This is a genomic window from Nitrospiraceae bacterium (assembly GCA_020632595.1).
Classification (GTDB): Bacteria; Nitrospirota; Nitrospiria; order Nitrospirales; family UBA8639; genus Nitrospira_E.
Genome location: JACKFF010000001.1, coordinates 458,492 through 475,150, shown reverse-complemented (window position 1 = coordinate 475,150; position 16,659 = coordinate 458,492). Strand labels below are relative to the sequence as shown.

12 protein-coding genes are annotated in these 16,659 nt (G+C 50.4%); 7 read left to right on the top strand and 5 right to left on the bottom strand.

Annotated elements, in window-relative coordinates:
* The first annotated feature begins 155 nt into the window (after positions 1-155).
* Positions 156-1,157 (top strand): tetratricopeptide repeat protein, encoded by a 1,002-nt coding sequence (locus tag H6750_02125; GenBank protein ID MCB9773109.1) that lies wholly within the window; start codon positions 156-158, stop codon positions 1,155-1,157.
* Between the two features lie 687 nt (positions 1,158-1,844).
* Here H6750_02125 and H6750_02120 read toward each other — a convergent pair.
* The 3 genes from H6750_02120 to H6750_02110 form a co-directional block, all read right to left on the bottom strand.
* Positions 1,845-4,535, bottom strand: a complete 2,691-nt coding sequence (locus tag H6750_02120) for a PAS domain S-box protein (GenBank protein MCB9773108.1) — start codon at positions 4,533-4,535, stop codon at positions 1,845-1,847.
* A 52-nt stretch (positions 4,536-4,587) separates the two neighbouring features.
* Complete coding sequence (locus H6750_02115; protein ID MCB9773107.1) at positions 4,588-5,811, bottom strand: DUF3391 domain-containing protein; 1,224 nt, start codon at positions 5,809-5,811, stop codon at positions 4,588-4,590.
* Positions 5,812-6,043: 232 nt separating this feature from the next.
* A complete protein-coding gene (locus H6750_02110; protein MCB9773106.1) occupies positions 6,044-6,667 on the bottom strand; it encodes a tetratricopeptide repeat protein in 624 nt (207 codons plus the stop codon).
* A 123-nt stretch (positions 6,668-6,790) separates the two neighbouring features.
* On the opposite strand from H6750_02110, the gene H6750_02105 reads away from it, so the two are divergent.
* The 6 genes from H6750_02105 (at position 6,791) to H6750_02080 (ending at position 14,565) form a co-directional block, all read left to right on the top strand.
* The gene (locus tag H6750_02105; GenBank protein ID MCB9773105.1) at positions 6,791-8,266 is read left to right on the top strand and encodes a YihY family inner membrane protein; all 1,476 of its coding nucleotides are present in this window, start codon (positions 6,791-6,793) and stop codon (positions 8,264-8,266) included.
* A 24-nt stretch (positions 8,267-8,290) separates the two neighbouring features.
* Positions 8,291-9,748: an alkaline phosphatase D family protein gene (locus H6750_02100; GenBank protein ID MCB9773104.1), complete on the top strand. Its 1,458-nt coding sequence runs from the start codon at positions 8,291-8,293 to the stop codon at positions 9,746-9,748.
* Between the two features lie 76 nt (positions 9,749-9,824).
* Positions 9,825-10,610: a hypothetical protein gene (locus H6750_02095; protein ID MCB9773103.1), complete on the top strand. Its 786-nt coding sequence runs from the start codon at positions 9,825-9,827 to the stop codon at positions 10,608-10,610.
* Between the two features lie 391 nt (positions 10,611-11,001).
* Positions 11,002-11,880 (top strand): carbon-nitrogen hydrolase, encoded by an 879-nt coding sequence (locus H6750_02090; protein MCB9773102.1) that lies wholly within the window; start codon positions 11,002-11,004, stop codon positions 11,878-11,880.
* Between the two features lie 172 nt (positions 11,881-12,052).
* Entirely contained in the window at positions 12,053-13,609 is a 1,557-nt protein-coding gene (locus tag H6750_02085) for an agmatine deiminase family protein (protein MCB9773101.1), read from the top strand.
* The gene (locus H6750_02080; GenBank protein ID MCB9773100.1) at positions 13,606-14,565 is read left to right on the top strand and encodes an NAD(P)-dependent oxidoreductase; all 960 of its coding nucleotides are present in this window, start codon (positions 13,606-13,608) and stop codon (positions 14,563-14,565) included. Before H6750_02085 ends, H6750_02080 begins: the two co-directional genes overlap by 4 nt.
* A gap of 82 nt (positions 14,566-14,647) precedes the next feature.
* Here the strand turns inward: H6750_02080 and H6750_02075 are convergent, their stop codons facing one another.
* Positions 14,648-14,995, bottom strand: a complete 348-nt coding sequence (locus H6750_02075; protein ID MCB9773099.1) for a hypothetical protein — start codon at positions 14,993-14,995, stop codon at positions 14,648-14,650.
* Between the two features lie 209 nt (positions 14,996-15,204).
* Positions 15,205-16,479, bottom strand: coding sequence for a DUF3391 domain-containing protein (locus H6750_02070; protein MCB9773098.1), 1,275 nt, complete (start codon positions 16,477-16,479; stop codon positions 15,205-15,207).
* Positions 16,480-16,659 lie beyond the last annotated feature (180 nt).

Here is a 16,659-nt window from a genome sequence, read left to right as displayed (position 1 = left end):
AAAAAAATCGATAAACATTTCAAGAACATAGAGGAAGGCAAACGATGGGAGTTTTATTTCACAAAACATCAGAACAGGGAATTTCAACAGCGAATATGACGGTCGCGTGGATTGCGTCACAGGTGGTAAACGAAACCTTTCAGATGAGGTACACAATGATGAAGGCGAGCCTCCTCGTATCTGTGTTCATAGCAATGAATTTGGGTGCCGTGGGGTGTGCCCAAAAAGAACAGTCCATGTTTACCCTCCAGGATGAACATTACCAGCAAATTATGGAACGACAGAAGGCGGGGATTAATCCGGAATCTCAAGCGCCTGTGGATCTTACGCAAGTCATGAAGGGCGACGAGTATGAAAAACTGGGCGATGCCCATCTACAACAAGGCGATTTCCAGACGGCAAAAATTCAATATGAAAAAGTGCTAGAGGCCTCGCCCGAACAGATTCCTGCACGGTACAAGTTGGCGGTGATCTATTTGGAAAAGGGATCCCCTCAGAATGCCTATGACCAATTTCACCAAATCCTGGATTATGATTTGAATTTTGCTCCAGCCTATGAGGGGATGGGCCGGGCCTTGCTGAAAATGGAAAAGGATCAGGAAGCGGAGAAGGAATTCCAGGCGGCCTTATTGTATGACGCTGAGATGTGGACCTCCAAAAATTACCTGGGTATTGTGGCGGATCGACGTCATGATCATAAAGCGGCCATTGGCCTGTATGAAGTCGCCTTGCAAAAGAAAGCAGATGATCCTTCGATTTTGAACAATTTAGGTATGGCGTATTACCTTGATAGCCAATATGAAGAGGCAGTCAGAACTTTTCAACATGCGATTCAAGTTGGTGGATCCAACGACAAAATTTCGAACAATCTCGGGTTAGCTCTCACCAAACTTGGGCATTTCGATCTGGCCTACGAAGCCTATGCCCGAGGAATGGATTCGGCCAAGGCCTATAATAACTTGGGTATGGCATTTTTGGAAGTTGGGAAGTTTGCACGAGCTTCCCGTTGTTTTGAGAAAGCCATTGAAACCCAACCGACCTTTTATGAAAAGGCCAAAGAAAATTTAATGCTCAGCAATCGGATGCTGGCGAAACTTCCTATGGTTCAGCAGCAAGCCTTAATCCGACGGGACCCTGTGTGTGTCGGGGCAACTTGACCGGTCTCATTGATGGAATCGTCCCGGCAGGGTTTTCTGCCCAGCATCGATCGTCCGACATGAGTCCTTCTTGGCTGGGGTGATCGGGAGTGCATTGGTTGTGTAGGAAATGGACATCCTCCGACAATTAGTTGAAATGATCATTACGAGGATTTTCTTCGACTTACCTCCAGGGGGAATTCGCTTCTGTCAGGATAAAAAATCCGCTCGTGGTCCTTCCATCCTTTCAACTCTTCGTGTTGAAATTCTATGATTTCAATTGCGCCAGACCTGTGGGTTTGTGGGTGTGCCTTTCCTGGTTTGCTTTAGACCGGGGAAAAGGTGGGACACGATTACGTGTCGAAAACCACATGGTTGGATATTTGCTTTTTCTTAATTTCCCTACCATCAATGCATTCTTCTTTTTCTCTTTCAAAGTTATTAAGTTCATCCAACTTAGAGATGGCCATGAACTCTAACTTGAATAGAGTGACGTTTAGGTCGTTGACAAATCTGACCATGAGCGACGACTAGTAGAAGGCTCACTGGATGCGGCCGAACCTAACTAAAGAGATATTCGGGACGAACATGAGGCAACAGATATTTTGAATGCGAGGGTCTGGCCGTCCATCGTTCAGGAGGCGACTTGAGCCGGATGACCTACAAAATACCATGAGGGACTTGAAGAGGCCAGTGGCTTGTTTGAGGCTAGTTTCGAGAAAACATGGATTCAAGAGTTTTTGCGAGGTCGAATATTTTATAGGGTTTGATCAGGATTCCCTGGAATCCATGGTCTTGAAAATGGCAAATAATGGGATCGTCTGAATATCCGCTGGTGACAATAGCTTTAACGTGGGGGTCTAAATTTCTAAGATGCTGAATGGCTTTAACTCCTCCCATCGCGCCAGGGATGGTCAGATCAAGGATGACCACTTCGAATTTCATTCCGTCCGCTAGTGCTTTGGAAAACAGGTCGATAGCGGTTTGGCCATCCGGGACGCTGACAACATCATAGCCGAACTGCGTCAGTGCATCCTCAACCATACGGCGAATGCTGTGTTCGTCATCCATAACCAGGACCCGTCCTCTGGATTTTCGGGGAATGGCTGGAATGTGCTGTGCCTCATTTTCAGGGGTGACATAAGTGGATGGGATATACACGGTAAAGGTCGTGCCGACTCCGACTTTTGATGTCACGCTGATGTGTCCATGATGCTGCTGGATGATGCTATGGGCGGTGGCTAACCCCAACCCGGATGCGCCCGGTTTGGTGGTGTAATACGGATCAAAAATATTTGGCAGTTGACGGGCTTCAATCCCGTTCCCCTGGTCTTCGAAAGACACTTCCACATAGTTTCCAGGGATGAGTGAGGATGAAGGAAGGGCCGAGGCATCTTTTAGTCCTACGTTTTCTACTTTGACGCTTAAGTGTCCTCCGTGAGGCATGGCCTGTCTGGCATTGAGGGTGATGTTTTGAAAAACCTGCCGGATTTGACCGGGGTCCGCATCAAGAGGCCAAAGGTCATCGGGGATGTCAAAATGACAACTGATTGAAGACCCTGATAGGGCAAAAATCGTACTTTTTCGCAGCAGATCTCCTAACGCGATGGATGTCTTTATCGGCGCTCCGCCCTTGGCAAAGGTCAGCAGTTGTTGGGTCAATTCTTTGGCACGCAAACAGGCCTGCTCGGCTTGCTCGAGGTTTTGTGTCAGGGGGTCGTTGGCCACCATTCGCAATTTGGCCACGAACACATTCCCCAAAATCGTCGTGAGAATATTATTGAAATCGTGAGCCAGCCCTCCTGCCAACACCCCTAAAGAGTTGAGTTTGCTGATTCGTTGTTGTTCTTCTTGGTGACGAGATTGGTCGGTAATATCTCGGAAAACGATCACCGTACCTACGAGATGACCGCTATGATCGCGGATCGGTCCCTCTCGCAGCGTAATCTTCCGCTGCCGGCCATGTTTGGTTAGTAATTGATGAGGGGCATCCACCTCGGAAAGGACAAGGGTTCTGGAAGAAAACTGCAAAGACGACTCCTCATCATTTTTTTGGCTATCACTGGTCAGACGGAAAATTTCTTGGAATGGGCGATGCAAGGCTTCCTGGGTTGTCCATTCGGTAATCTGCTCCGCCAAAGGGTTTAAGAAAGAAATGCGTCCTTCTCGATCAGTCGTGACGATGCCTTCCGCGACTGATTGAAGCGTGGTAACCAGATGATCCTTTTCAGCAATGAGGGCATGTTCGAGGCGTTTTCGTTCTGAAATGTCTCGAAGGATAAAGCCGTAATGGGTGTCCATGCCGATTTTCCAACTTGTGGACGAAATTTCCAAAGGAAATGATTCGCCGCTTTTCCGTAAGCCGGTGAGTTCTAAGGGCTGCTGAAGAGGAAAAGTCGAAGATCGACCATAACTGATATCTCCCAGTCCTTTTCGGTACATGTCTCGATAGCCTTCTTCCAATAAGGTCACGATTGAGTGTCCCAGGACCTCGTCAGGCTGATAACCGAAAATTGACTCGGCTGCAGGATTCCAAGAGACAATGGTTCCGTGTAAATCGGCAGAAATGATCCCTTCATGGGCGGAGTCCACCAGTGAAGAAAATTGGGAATGGAGTTCGGTCATGGTTTGGCTGACCCGCACATGATGCGTGATATCCAGGCCATATCCCCGTACGAGACTTTTTTCCTGGAGAGGAGAAAAGGTCCAATCAAAGTGGTGGTGTTCAACAATGACCGTGAGACCTCTGACGGGGGTTGCGGTTTTGAGGCATCCCAGGGCGAGCTGTGTCAGTGTGGCTGGAAGCACCATTGGCACACCGTCTTCCCGGAATCCATAGGTGTCGAGGAGGCGGATCATGGCAGGGTTGGCATAGGCCAGGTGTCCCTGGGCGTCCACTTCCACGATGGGATTCGGGCTTTCTTCCGGCATCGACGCCAGGTGCTGATGCGCTTCGTGTTGCCGGAGTTCCTGGCTGAGATCACGAAAAATAATCAGCGCACCTGAGTGGCGCGGATTGGTCAGTGGCGTGGATTGGAATTCCACCCAACGGGTCTCCCCACTTGGCCGTCGGATCAAGAGTTGAGGCCGCCAGATGGATTTTCCCGTGGTGATTGATCTCGTGATCGGGCAATGTTCCTCCTGTGTGAGAAGATCAATATGGAGACATTCCGCATGTGCATGAAAGGATTGCCCGAGGCATGAGGATTCGGTTCGATGAAGAATTCTGGCGCCTTCCAGATTGAGGGAAAGAATCTGCCCTTGAGTATTCACGTGGCAGATGCCAATGTTGATGGAGTCCATCAGGGTATGCACAAAGGCTTGAGAGGAACGTAAGGCCGTCTCTAGTCCAGGGATGTCCATTTGTTTGAGTTCTTGAAAAAAATGTTGCCGATCCACTCAGCGATTCCTTCCTATCATAGTGACGACATCGTGTGAACGATACCTCGTCTTACCATAAGGCTTCAAGGATTTTCGACATATCCCATCCTTCCCGAATAGGGTCCAAGGCTTTTTCAATCGATCGATGAGGTGTAGTTGGGCTTTGTGCCGCCAGATCAATGATTTCCTGCTCGGGATAGAGTTGGTCCGAGGAGTCCTTGAGTAATTTGATGGTCGGGGTCATTCGACTATGACTAGACACCCACACGACGACCGCCTGTTCGCCGGTATTCAGCCGAACCAGGGAACCAATTGGATATACCCCTAAGAGTTGAATTAATCGTTGGACCAGATACAGATGGTATTGCCCTTCGACAGCAGCCTGATACAGCTCGGATAAAGCCCGGGCAGGTGGCACGGGCGGACAGCTGCATCGTCCACTAATTTGCGCGTCATACGTGTCGGCAATGCTCAGTATTTGGGTGAGTTCCGAAATCTGAAGGCCTCGTAATCCCTTAGGGTAACCGGAACCGTCAAGCCGCTCATGGTGTTCCAAGACCATCCGTTTCGATTCGTCAGGAATATCGGGGAATTGCTTAAGAATGGCCACGCCCATTTCACAATGCGCCTGCATAAGTTTCTGCTCTTGCGGTGTGAATCGTTCCACCTTACGGATCATATTCAACGGGAGACGAAGTTGTCCGATGTCGTGGAGTAGAGCGGCAAGCCCTACGAGCTTTAACTGTGTCGGATCGCAGCCGTGTTCTTGTCCGATGGCCATGGCTAACATTCCCGTATCTACCCCATGAGAGGCGAGGTTAGGATCGAATCGACGCATTTGAATCAGGGACACCATGGCCGCCTGGTGGTCTAAAATTCCATCAAGCAGGATGCTGACCACACTTCGGACTTCCTGGAGGTGTTGGGGAGTGGGCGTCTCCATTTGACGGAAAAATACCTCCATGGTGGAGATAGCTTCTGCGCGAAGGAGACGCGCGGCCTCAATGTCTTCCGGATTGGGCCCTGAACCCACCCTGGGGGATGGTAACGAGGTTGAGGGAAAAAGATCATGGTCCTCCGACGTGTGCTGAACCTCACTCAACCCGGCAAGATCGCATCCCTTTTCCGTGTCGATCTGGACTTCCTTAATTCCATAATTGCGCAATAGGGCAATCTCATCTTCTCGTTTGATCGTCCATTTGTGACGGAGAAACGGGGTTTTAAACCATGATCGGTCCATACCCGTAATATGCATTCCAGGCCGCAGATCATGAATCGAAATACGTTTATTCATGGTGCAAGGTTGGGCAAAAGGGGATATAAAACGCACCAGATGAGACGTGAGATGTACAGATGGGTACCAATCAACCGGGGACTGGATAGAATGGCGCCAATGGTAACGATATTCCCGTAAAAGGGCAAGAGAGGGCGAAGCCGATCCCCCTCCCCCCCCACGGATCGTGTGAAACCATGGATTACTGCAAGATCGAAACGACCGGCAATTTAGGAGGAAAACAGGAGAAGGATTAGGAGGAGCGTTTGAGAATCCGATCAATGCGGCCGGCAATCTCCGTCGCTTCTTCCGGGTGATCACCAGCCAGTAGGAGGGCATGGTAAGTTTGCAGGGTGGGGAGTAATTGCGGGTCAGAAAGTCCCCAGGACTTTTCGCGAATGGCTAAGGCTCGTTTGAGAAGCGGGCGGGCCATCTCCAATTGGTTTTTCCGCTGATATAACACGGCAAGGGCAGCCAAAGGGTCGGCCATTCGAAGATGTTCAGAACCCAAGGATTGAGCCAACAGGGGCAAGGCTTCCCAGTAATAGGCTTCGGCCTGACTCTCTTGTCCTTCCAGCCGGGCGACCTCTCCCAGCTGAAAAATCACCAGGGCATATCGTTCATCGGTCGGCCCATGTTTTCGTACCGATGGTAACAGACGATGAAGCAGGTCTTTGGCTTCTTGCAATTGTCCACGGGAGAGAGCCGCATGGATCTGTTCCCATTGCCGATCCCATTCGGACGATATCGGGCATCCGGTGAGCAGACAAATCAGACCTGCAAGGAGGCACCCGACAGATAAGACAGACAATGTTCGGTTTACGATGTGGTTCATATATGTCGGAGGACGATTTTTCCCATCTAACAAAATGGCCAAGATAGTGAAGGAACCCTCGCGTTAGAATGTGGGAACGATCATGGGAAAATTCTGTAACATTCTGGACATTTTCTTCCACTCTTTGTAGGGTACCCGCGTGCAGAATCCATGACGGAGAGGAAGATGCTTGACCAAGTATTGCGATATTGCCAGCATGACGTGTGGAAGGAAGATGTCAATGCGTTAACTGGTGTTCGCCAGTTCGGCGTCAAAGCTCTGCGTCTGGTATTGGTGGCGGTCGCCGAATTTCAGGAAAGCTTCCTGAGTATTCGAGCCACCAGTTTGGTCTACACCACTCTCCTCTCCCTGGTTCCGTTTTTGGCCGTTACCTTTTCGGTCCTCAAGGCCTTCGGCATTCATCAAAAAATCCAACCGATTCTGGCGCAAGCGTTGGATCCTCTCGGCCCCAAAGGAATTGAGATTACCACGAATATCATCCAGTTTGTCGACAACATGAAAGTCGGGGTCTTGGGAGCTGTGGGGATTGCGGGACTGTTTTATACCACGTACTCCCTGATTGAAAAAATTGAAGAGGCCTTGAACTCGATTTGGCGGGTTGATGCAGGGCGTCCGCTGGCCAGAAGGGTCACCGATTATTTAAGTGTCGTCCTTGTGGGTCCTGTGTTCGTCTTTACGGCCTTCGGACTCACAGCCTCGGCGCAAAGTCATTGGCTTGTCCAAAAAATTCTGGAAGTGCAGCCGCTTGGGCATCTGATGGTCGTGCTCACCAATCTGCTGCCCTTCTTTTTTATGTGCCTGGTGTTTACGTTTATCTACAAGTTTCTGCCCTATACCAAAGTCAATTTTAATTCAGCGCTGATCGGGGGGGTAACGGCAGGACTGCTCTGGCAAGTGGCCGGATTGGCGTTTGCATCATTTGTCGTCGGGACAGGACGGTATAGCGCCATATACTCAGGCTTTGCCGTGCTTATCCTCTTTCTCATTTGGCTTTACGTCGGGTGGCTTATTGTGCTGGCAGGGGCTCAAGTTGCCTATTATCATCAGCATCCATCCGCATACCTCTTACATTTGGGTCGAAAGCACCAGACTCCACTCTTTCGAGAATACCTCACCCTGTCCTTGCTCACCCATATTACCCGCCGGTTTTTATCGGGGAAGCCGCCTCTCAGGGCAGAGCAGTTAGCCCGCGCACAAGGTGTGCCTCTTACGTTGGTGGAATCGCTCATGGATGATTTGGTGAAAGGGCAGATGGTCGTGAAAGGCGATAAACCCAAAGGGTTGGTATTGGCGCAGGCTCCAGAAAACATTCCGGTGGTCGAGGTGTTACGAGTGGTGCAGCATCAACCCCATGGCGGGCCCCAGGCATTTACCGTGGGTTCAGATTCCATTAGTCGGGTCCTTATTCGCCGGGATGCGGCGGTAGAAGCTGCGTTAGAAGGCATGACGTTGCGGGATTTAGTACGACGTCAACCTGAAGTCCTTGAAGAAGAGAACGGAATGGACCATGCTCAGAGTCAGGATCCCGGTGGGGCTTTTCACCCCGAGTCGGAGGGCGAGGCTTGCGGTCCTTCAGACTTCCTCCAAGAAGCCACACAAGCCGATCCTTCTGTCGTCAGGAAAGGGAGGGTAAGGTCATGAACGTATGCTGAAAAGGGTAAGAAGATGAATATGTGGATTGTTCCGGGTGCCCCGTTGTTAGATGGGCGGGGCTGGCGGATTTGGTGTTCGCAAAAAGGGGAAGGCAGTTTTGTTCCACCCGCTGTTGCAGTCCGACAAGGTGGTACCACGGTTCCCGTTCACTCTGAATGGAAGCTGTTGCCGCCATTATCAGGGCTGAAACGACGGATGGGGATAATGTCCGTGCGGCTACAAAACTCCCCGCCACCCCAAGGTGCAATCTTTGAGATCCAGGTAGGAACTAACAATGACGCCGAGGTTCAAACGTTTTCCTGGTCGACCCTTCCTCAGAGCGTTACGGATAAAGGGGTCACGTGTCTCTTTTCCTCCTGTTTTTGGCAGAACAACGACCGGGATGGATATTACCGCGCAGGCATAAGGGAGTTGAAAATATTATGTCAGCCGCATTTTAAAATGCTGATTGGGGACCAGGTCTATCTTGACTGGCCTCTTTATTGGGATATTGCTGATAAGGAGGCGATTCAACTTTTTGGAAAACGATATCGGCAATATTGGGAAGACGAACAGTACCGGGAAGTCCTTCAGCTCAACCCAAATTTTATCACGTGTGATGATCATGAATATTGGAACGATTATCCTGAAAAGCAAAAACATTTGATTCAGGCATGGGATGATTCCCATCGCAATATCTATGGTCCTGTTGCTGATCAACTCTATTATCAATATCAGCAATGCCTGAATCCTGATGAAGCCCGCTGGTATTCTTTTGTGATCGATCCGGTTTCCTTTTTCATTACCGATACTCGATCCACTCGGGGGGAGTGCCGCGACAATGGAGCCGGACATTTCATTTTGGACGATCAATGGCAAGCACTGGAAGACTGGCAACAAGGGTTGCAGGGGCCTGGCGTGCTGGTATTAGGTCAACCTCTTTTTCAAAAGGACGGGAATTACAAAGATCATTCTTTGTCTAATTTCAAGGAAGATTACGCTCGTCTCTGGCGCGTGCTTGAGCGGAGTTTAGGCGGAAAGAACAGGCAGGGAGTGCCACACGACATTTTGATCCTTTCGGGGGATATTCACACCGGCCGATATGCTGAAGCACATGGTCCTTTCCCCGATGCGCCGTATGGTGTGCCGGAATTCATCGCCTCTCCCGCTGCGATGATTAGTCCGGGTAATACTCGACCGGAGGCGCCTCCTCAACGAATTCGGGTCAAGCCGAATGCCCAGGGCGGTGAATCTGTCTGGAATATTGATCCACAGAAACATGTCGAGATCATGACCATTCAGAACAATGTCGGTATTGTGCGGATGTTTCCCGGCAGCCAGGTTGGAGGAACGCCACGAGTGCGATTCGAGCTGGAATTGTGGCGATTGCCGGCTAAGCGCCTTGAATTGGATTGGGATGAAGTCCCTCCTCCTCAAGGAGTAGGAGGTCCATTAGCGTGTGTCTTTAAGAAGGAGTTGCTGCTTCGTTAGCAGTACGGAAGATTTTCACAGAACCAATTCATCCATTGAGATCGTTCTTCGAGTGATGTGAAGAAAGGAATACCTCATGCGCCATTCTCAAACCTCAACCAGAAATCCGGCTATTAAAGATTGGACCAGCAAATATGGCAAACGCACCAACCTGCAATTTTTCAATGATGCGTTTGCGGCCTTGCAAAAACAGGACAATGGCAACCGTGGATTGATGACCGTGGGATTGATCGGCAGTCGTGACCTTCCCGGACATACCTTGCGAACGGCACAGTCCATGTTGCGTTGGGATTTACGCCCGAGTTTCTGGTCGCATGTGTTTGTGGTGGCCGAGCCTGTGACCTCTCGCACATCGTTGCGGTCTCTGCCGATTCTTGAAGTTCCGCTGCATCCACGCAACGGGATGTTCCCAAGGCCGGAATGTAATGGTATTAATGAAGGCACATTAGGGCTGTATGAGGACAGGGACATCGATGCGAATGTCGGACTTGTGGCGGTCGATATGACGGATGAAGAGGCCAAAAAGCTTAAAAAACGTGCAAGGGACTGGAATCAGGATCGTGTGCGTTACAATTTTTGGGAGATGTTGGGAACCTGGCAAAGCTATCTCTGGTCGCAAGGGTCCAAGCGCAACCCGTTGCGAGAGGGTATGCCCATCGCTGCCTCGTCGTATATTGAATTTATTTTTGAAGGGCTGGGTTTGGGTGTGACGCCGGGTTCTTCGGAACGTAATAGCGCTCCCGAGCATCTCTGGAATGCGGCCTGCTGGTGGCACAAGGCCTTCAAGGAGCAAGACCGGAAAGTGGCCGGGATGTTTGTGGCTCGTGATCCCGGCTGTGCTATGCTCCGTCCTAACGAATAGGTTCCCATCTATAGTGACATAACCTTGACGGTCGTGTTGGGTATCCCTAAATTTCCGGAGATCCATTCGAAAAAAATGAACATCGATTGCAGGTGGAAGCTCTTGGGACCGATACCCTGTTTCCTCGTATCTGGAAAGTAAAGCCTGCTCCCCTCAGTGCGGCTGATTCCCAAGGTTTTTTCCTTTCTTGAAAGGGGGGTGAAGGAGACAAAGCCGCCAGGTGGTTCAGAAGTGCGATGTGGCTTATGAAGTATTAGTAGGATATTTTACAATTGTTGATGGTCCGGCTTTGATATTTCTATTTTCCTCAACTGAATTATGCATTCTGCAGGGGGGAACTCTGCTCACGAATGAGGGGGTATGAATTCGTAAAAATGAGGATAAAGACGTGGTGAAAATCGGATTGATTCAAATGGCTTGCTCCGCCGATCCTCCTGAGAACCTGGAGCGAGCGGTGGACAAAGTTGAGATCGCCGTGCGAAACGGAGCGCAGGTTATCTGCCTGCCTGAATTATTTCGCTCCCAATACTTTTGTCAAAAGGAAGATGCGGCTCTGTTTGATTTGGCAGAATCCGTTCCCGGGCATTCCACAGAGGCCTTTGCCAAAATTGCCAAATCTCATCGTGTGACAATTTTGGTGTCGTTGTTTGAGCGGAGGACGGCAGGGGTGTACCACAATTCCATTGCCGTATTGGACGAGCGGGGAGAGATAGCCGGCCTGTATCGGAAGATGCACATTCCGGATGACCCGGCCTATTACGAAAAATTTTACTTCACTCCAGGGGATCGGAGTTTTCAGGCGATCAACACCACGCACGCAAGGGTCGGGACGTTGATCTGTTGGGATCAGTGGTTCCCTGAAGCGGCCAGGATGACGGCCCTGCAGGGAGCGGATATTTTATTTTATCCCACGGCCATTGGCTGGCACCCCAAAGAAAAAACTGAAGAAGGCCAGGTCCAACGTGACGCCTGGATGACCATTCAACGCAGCCATGCCATTGCGAACGGCGTGTTTGTGGTGGCTGTGAATCGTGTCGGCCATGAGGCTCCGGCTGGCGGTGACGGGTTGGAATTTTGGGGCAGTTCTTTTGTGTGCGATCCGTTTGGTGTGGTCTTGGCGCAGGCGTCTGTTGAAAAAGAAGAAACGCTAATGGTGGATATTGATCTCAAGCGCATTGAAGAAGTTCGCCGCAATTGGCCTTTTCTTCGCGATCGCCGTATTGACGCCTATGGGGGGATCACCAAACGGTTGTTGGATGAGTCATATTAATCCGGCCGTGGAACAAATTTGCGGAGTTGACCCTCGCCCTAGCCTTCTCTTTTCTTTGAGGCCGAGCTCTTCTGGGAAAAGGGAAGCGCTGTACCTTTCAAAGTGGTAGCCTGTTATCCAATTTTGCAATATTCCTCCTCTTTTTGGGGAAAGGATGAAGGTGAGGGAAGGGATGAAGCGGATTGCACCGAGATGGCGATCCATTGCGGCCAGGTTACGTGGGAATCAATCGGATGCTGAACAACGGCTCTGGGGTCGGATTCGAGATGGTCAGATTAAGGGATGGAAGTTCAGGCGGCAACACGCTATCGGTGGGAGTGTTGTTGATTTTTGTTGTTTGGAAGGAATGCTGATTATTGAGCTGGAAGGGGAACACCATCGAGAACAGAAAAAACCTGATGAGGCGTGCATCAATTATTTGACGAGGTTGGGATTTCGGGTTCTTCGATTTTGCAATGATGATGTTCTCACGAAGATTGATGATGTGGTGGAGGAAATTGTGAGAGTCATGGAACGTTCTGAAGGCCTTAACCCTCTCCCTGACCTTGCCCTCTCATCGAGGTCAAGCTCTTCCAGGGAACAAGAAACGGAGGTTTTTCCGCCTGGTACTTTTTCCTTTCAAGAGAAAAACCTTCATAGAGAGAGTAGGGCTGAATTAGGATTGAGAATGCCCGCAGAGTGGGAGCGACACGAGGCGACTTGGCTCGGATGGCCCCATAATACGAAAGATTGGCCTGGGAAAATGGGAGCGATCTCCTGGGTGTATGGGGAAATGGTTCGGAGGCTGTCTTTAGGAGAATCTGTTCGGATTCTTGTGAATGACAAAGATCATGAATTGAAAGCCAGGCGGGTGCTGGATAAAGTTGGGGTCGATATGACCCGCATTCAATTTTTTCGTGTTCCGACTAACCGGGGCTGGGCGCGTGACTTTGGCCCCATTTTCGTGAAACGGGATCAGCCTGATTCGCAAGTGGCCATTGCCCGTTTTCGTTTTACAGCCTGGGCCAAATATCCGGATTGGCAATTGGATGATCGTATCCCGGTTCGGTTAGGTCCGAAACTGAAGATTCCCGTATTTCCTGTGGAGAGAAATCGTGCCGGGGTTGTTCTGGAAGGTGGCGCTATTGATGTGAATGGGCAAGGAACGTTGTTGACCACGGAAGAATGTCTGTTGGATGAGCAGGTGCAGGTGCGGAATCCCGGGTTTTCCCGACAGGATTATGAGGAAGTGTTTGGGGCACATTTAGGTATTTCCCAGGTTCTCTGGTTAGGACATGGCATTGCCGGTGACGATACGCATGGGCATGTGGATGATGTATGCCGGTTCGTGGATCCTTATACGGTGGTGCTGTGTCAGGAATCCAATCCAGCTGATCAAAATTATCGTCCCTTGGCTGAAAATGCCGAGCGATTAGAGGGCATGCGTGTGGAAGACGGGAGAAAGTTACTGGTGGTCCCCTTGCCGATGCCTGAGCCGCTCTATTTTGAAGGACGGCGGCTACCTGCCAGTTATGCCAACTTTTATATCGGGAATACTGTCGTGTTGGTGCCGACCTTTAATGATCCCCACGATCGGGTGGCGGTAGGGATTATGTCTGACCTGTTTCCTGATCGAACGGTGGTCGGTATTCATGCTGTGGATCTGGTCTGGGGATTTGGGACGATTCATTGCCTGACGCAACAACAGCCTGCCTCTGATTCATTATCCATGCTCAAGGAGCGTTCATGAATATCCCTTCCCCTGCGGCCGATCCTCTTAGGCTTTCTTCGCCTGTTCGAATCGGATGGATTGGTGCCGGAGTGATGGGTGCGCCAATGTGCGAACATCTCCTTCGTGCAGGGTATCCGTTGACGGTATTTACCCGCACGCCTTCTAAAGCGCAGGTGTTGTTGGATCAAGGCGCCCGGTGGGCAAATTCTCCGTCCGCCCTAGCTGCGGAGGCCGATGTGGTTTGTACAATGGTGGGTTTTCCGCAGGATGTTCGTCAGATATATCTTCACGCAGATGGGCTGTTGCCGCAGGCTCGACCTGGACAGGTCTTCGTGGATTTCACCACTTCTGAGCCGACGTTGGCTCGTGAATTGGCCAGTGTGGCCGCTTCAAATTCCGCATTCGCTCTGGATGCGCCGGTTTCCGGCGGTGACGTTGGGGCCAGAGATGGCACATTGTCCATTATGGTGGGTGGAGATTTGATGGTATGTGAAGCGGTCAGGCCGATCTTGTCCGTGTTTGGAAAAACTGTCGTATATCAAGGCCAAGCCGGATGCGGGCAGCATGCCAAACTCTGTAATCAGATAACCATTGCGGGCACGATGATTGGTGTGTGTGAGGCGTTATTGTATGCCCACAAAGCCGGGTTGGATGGCGAAACCTTGTTGCGTTCCATATCCAGTGGGGCTGCGGGATGTTGGACTCTTGACCATCTGGCACCCCGGATATTGAAACGGGATTTTGAAGCCGGATTTTTTGTAGAGCATTTTATTAAGGATATGGGTATGGCATTAGATGAAGCCAAACGAATGGGCATACTTCTCACAGGGCTTTCACTGGTTCGAAAGCTGTATGTTGCGATTCAAGCCAATGGTCATGGGCGTTCCGGGACGCATGCCTTGTTGTTGGCGCTGGAAGATTTATCTCCGACTTTTTTCTCTGCAGATTCCTCTCCTCACACTTTATCAACGTAGGGCAAATCCAGATTCGTATTCCGTCAATGGTTCGTTTCTCTGGAGAGGAGGCACGCTTCCCATCCGGACTAATGCTGGGTCGTTACGAAAAACCGTGCGAGCTTTTTTCGGCCAACGTGCCTAGAAATAAAATTGCCAACCCGAATCTTTTCTTTTGTATTTTATCTTTGTTTTCTCTTTCTCTTGAACCTGCCTCACTGTTATTGGTGAATTTTGTCGGTTGGGAAGTTCGATGTTTTTCCAAAATGTGGGCCGTTGATGGCATGTTGGTGGGGTGAGTCCCTTGGGCGTTGAGGGAGGGAATGGAGGAAGGCATGGACAGCCCCCGGGCTTGGGCTTCATTCAGGACGAACGCGACCGAGAGGGCCAGGCCTGCGAGGCCCAAGAGACGCCATGTTTTTGTGGTCGGATGCTGGCGGATCTGTTCCATTTTTGAGCCCTCCGTTCCGCCCCTGATGTGGTGAAACATCCTTGGGTCATGCTTGGGCCTGTATCGACATTATTGTTTGAAACTTGCGGAAGGGCTCAGTGGTGTTTCTACTTTGACATTGCTGTGGATTCCGGTTGATTTCGGCGGGAATTTGTTCTTCCGGGTTAGGGCCAGGGAGTATTGGCTAGCTGACCCACAGGCAGGGATGGCTAGAGGGTCATCCAATTTTCCAGAGCAGAGTCAAGGTCAATGCCGACTTGTTCGGGAGCAAGGACTCGCACAATTTCTGGCCGTGATTCATGAGAGGAGAGGACAGAGAAGTTGAACGGGATCGGTTCAGGCAAAGCTTGATGAATTGCATCCTGGATGAGGAGGATCGTGGGTTGAAGCAGATTATCTCTGGAGTTTGCTGTGACGATTCCCCGTTCCCCTGTACTCAATTCTACCAGGGCATAGGTGGGATAGATTCCAATAAGATTAATGAAAGTCGCCACTAATGCGCCATCTAAGAGCCCTTTCTTGCCTTGTTGATACAACGATTGGAGGGCGTTTCTGACCGGGAGGGGATTCCCTGTGTGGTGACCGGTTAATAATTCATCATACTCGTCGACAATTCGAAGGATTCGGCTGGGTGTGTGAATTTTGTCTGGATCACTATTCGCAGGATATCCTGTGCCATCACGGGCAATATGATGTTCCCGGATTAGCGTATCCACCTCGTCCGGAAGACTCGACTGTTGAGAAAGCATTTCAACTCCCCTATGGGGATGTTTCCGGTAAAGGACTAATTCGGCGTCAGATAACTGGTTGAGCGGTCGGTGAAGAATTTGCGGAATGTTCAAGAGCCCTGCGTCATGGAGAAGGCCCGCGCTTGCCAGGTGTTGTAATGCTGTATTGTCCAAACCCACCGCTCGTCCTAGTAAAACGGCTAATGTACTGACTGCGAGTGCGTGATCAAATAAGGCCGGAGAAAAGTCTCTGGTCCGAATCATGGCGATACAGGCTTCTTCATGTCTGAGGGATTCAGCCATAACGGATTCGGTGATCTGATGAACCTGTTCCATGGCGAGCCGTCCGGTTTTCTGCAGTGTGCGGAGAATATCCTGGACGCCTTCGAGCATATACATCCGTACCATCTTCATCGTAGTGAGTTCACCGGATAGTGATTTTCCATGAACGGAGGGTGAAAGCTGGCCAAGTCGTGCGACTTCGGGCGGGCCGGGGGAATCAGGTATTGGTGCATTCGGTGTGGATGAGACATCATCACGGGTGTGCGGCGGTTCAGGATTTTGGACTATGTCACGCCCGCGGTCAGTATCAATGATGATTTCTTGAATTCCGGCCTGCTCTAATTTGGCAATATCGCTGGAAGATTTAATGAGAAACCGGTGCACGAGAAATGGAGTCTTCAGCCATGAGCGGTCGATTCCACAGAGGTACATTCCCACTTGAGCGGAAGTTGTTGGAATTCGTTTGATGGCCATATGAAAACCGATGCGGGGTTCTTAGGAAGGAACTTTCATTTCTTCATTGTGGGGAATGTCTGGTGTCCTCATCGGCGTTCTTTCGGCCGTTCTTAACCGCATCCTCGGTAGTGCACACGCGATGAGAGTGGAGGGCTTTTCATCTCCAAGGATGTGTTGTGATCGGGAAGATGTTTCTGT

Bases quoted from the DNA above. Each gene is read 5' to 3' on its own strand.
- H6750_02085 (MCB9773101.1), top strand. From the start codon at position 12,053: ATGAAGCGGATTGCACCGAGATGGCGATCCATTGCGGCCAGGTTACGT.
- H6750_02080 (MCB9773100.1), top strand. From the start codon at position 13,606: ATGAATATCCCTTCCCCTGCGGCCGATCCTCTTAGGCTTTCTTCGCCT.
- H6750_02095 (MCB9773103.1), top strand. From the start codon at position 9,825: ATGCGCCATTCTCAAACCTCAACCAGAAATCCGGCTATTAAAGATTGG.
- H6750_02125 (MCB9773109.1), top strand. From the start codon at position 156: ATGATGAAGGCGAGCCTCCTCGTATCTGTGTTCATAGCAATGAATTTG.
- H6750_02105 (MCB9773105.1), top strand. From the start codon at position 6,791: ATGCTTGACCAAGTATTGCGATATTGCCAGCATGACGTGTGGAAGGAA.
- H6750_02115 (MCB9773107.1), bottom strand. From the start codon at position 5,811: ATGAATAAACGTATTTCGATTCATGATCTGCGGCCTGGAATGCATATT.
- H6750_02070 (MCB9773098.1), bottom strand. From the start codon at position 16,479: ATGGCCATCAAACGAATTCCAACAACTTCCGCTCAAGTGGGAATGTAC.
- H6750_02075 (MCB9773099.1), bottom strand. From the start codon at position 14,995: ATGGAACAGATCCGCCAGCATCCGACCACAAAAACATGGCGTCTCTTG.
- H6750_02100 (MCB9773104.1), top strand. From the start codon at position 8,291: ATGAATATGTGGATTGTTCCGGGTGCCCCGTTGTTAGATGGGCGGGGC.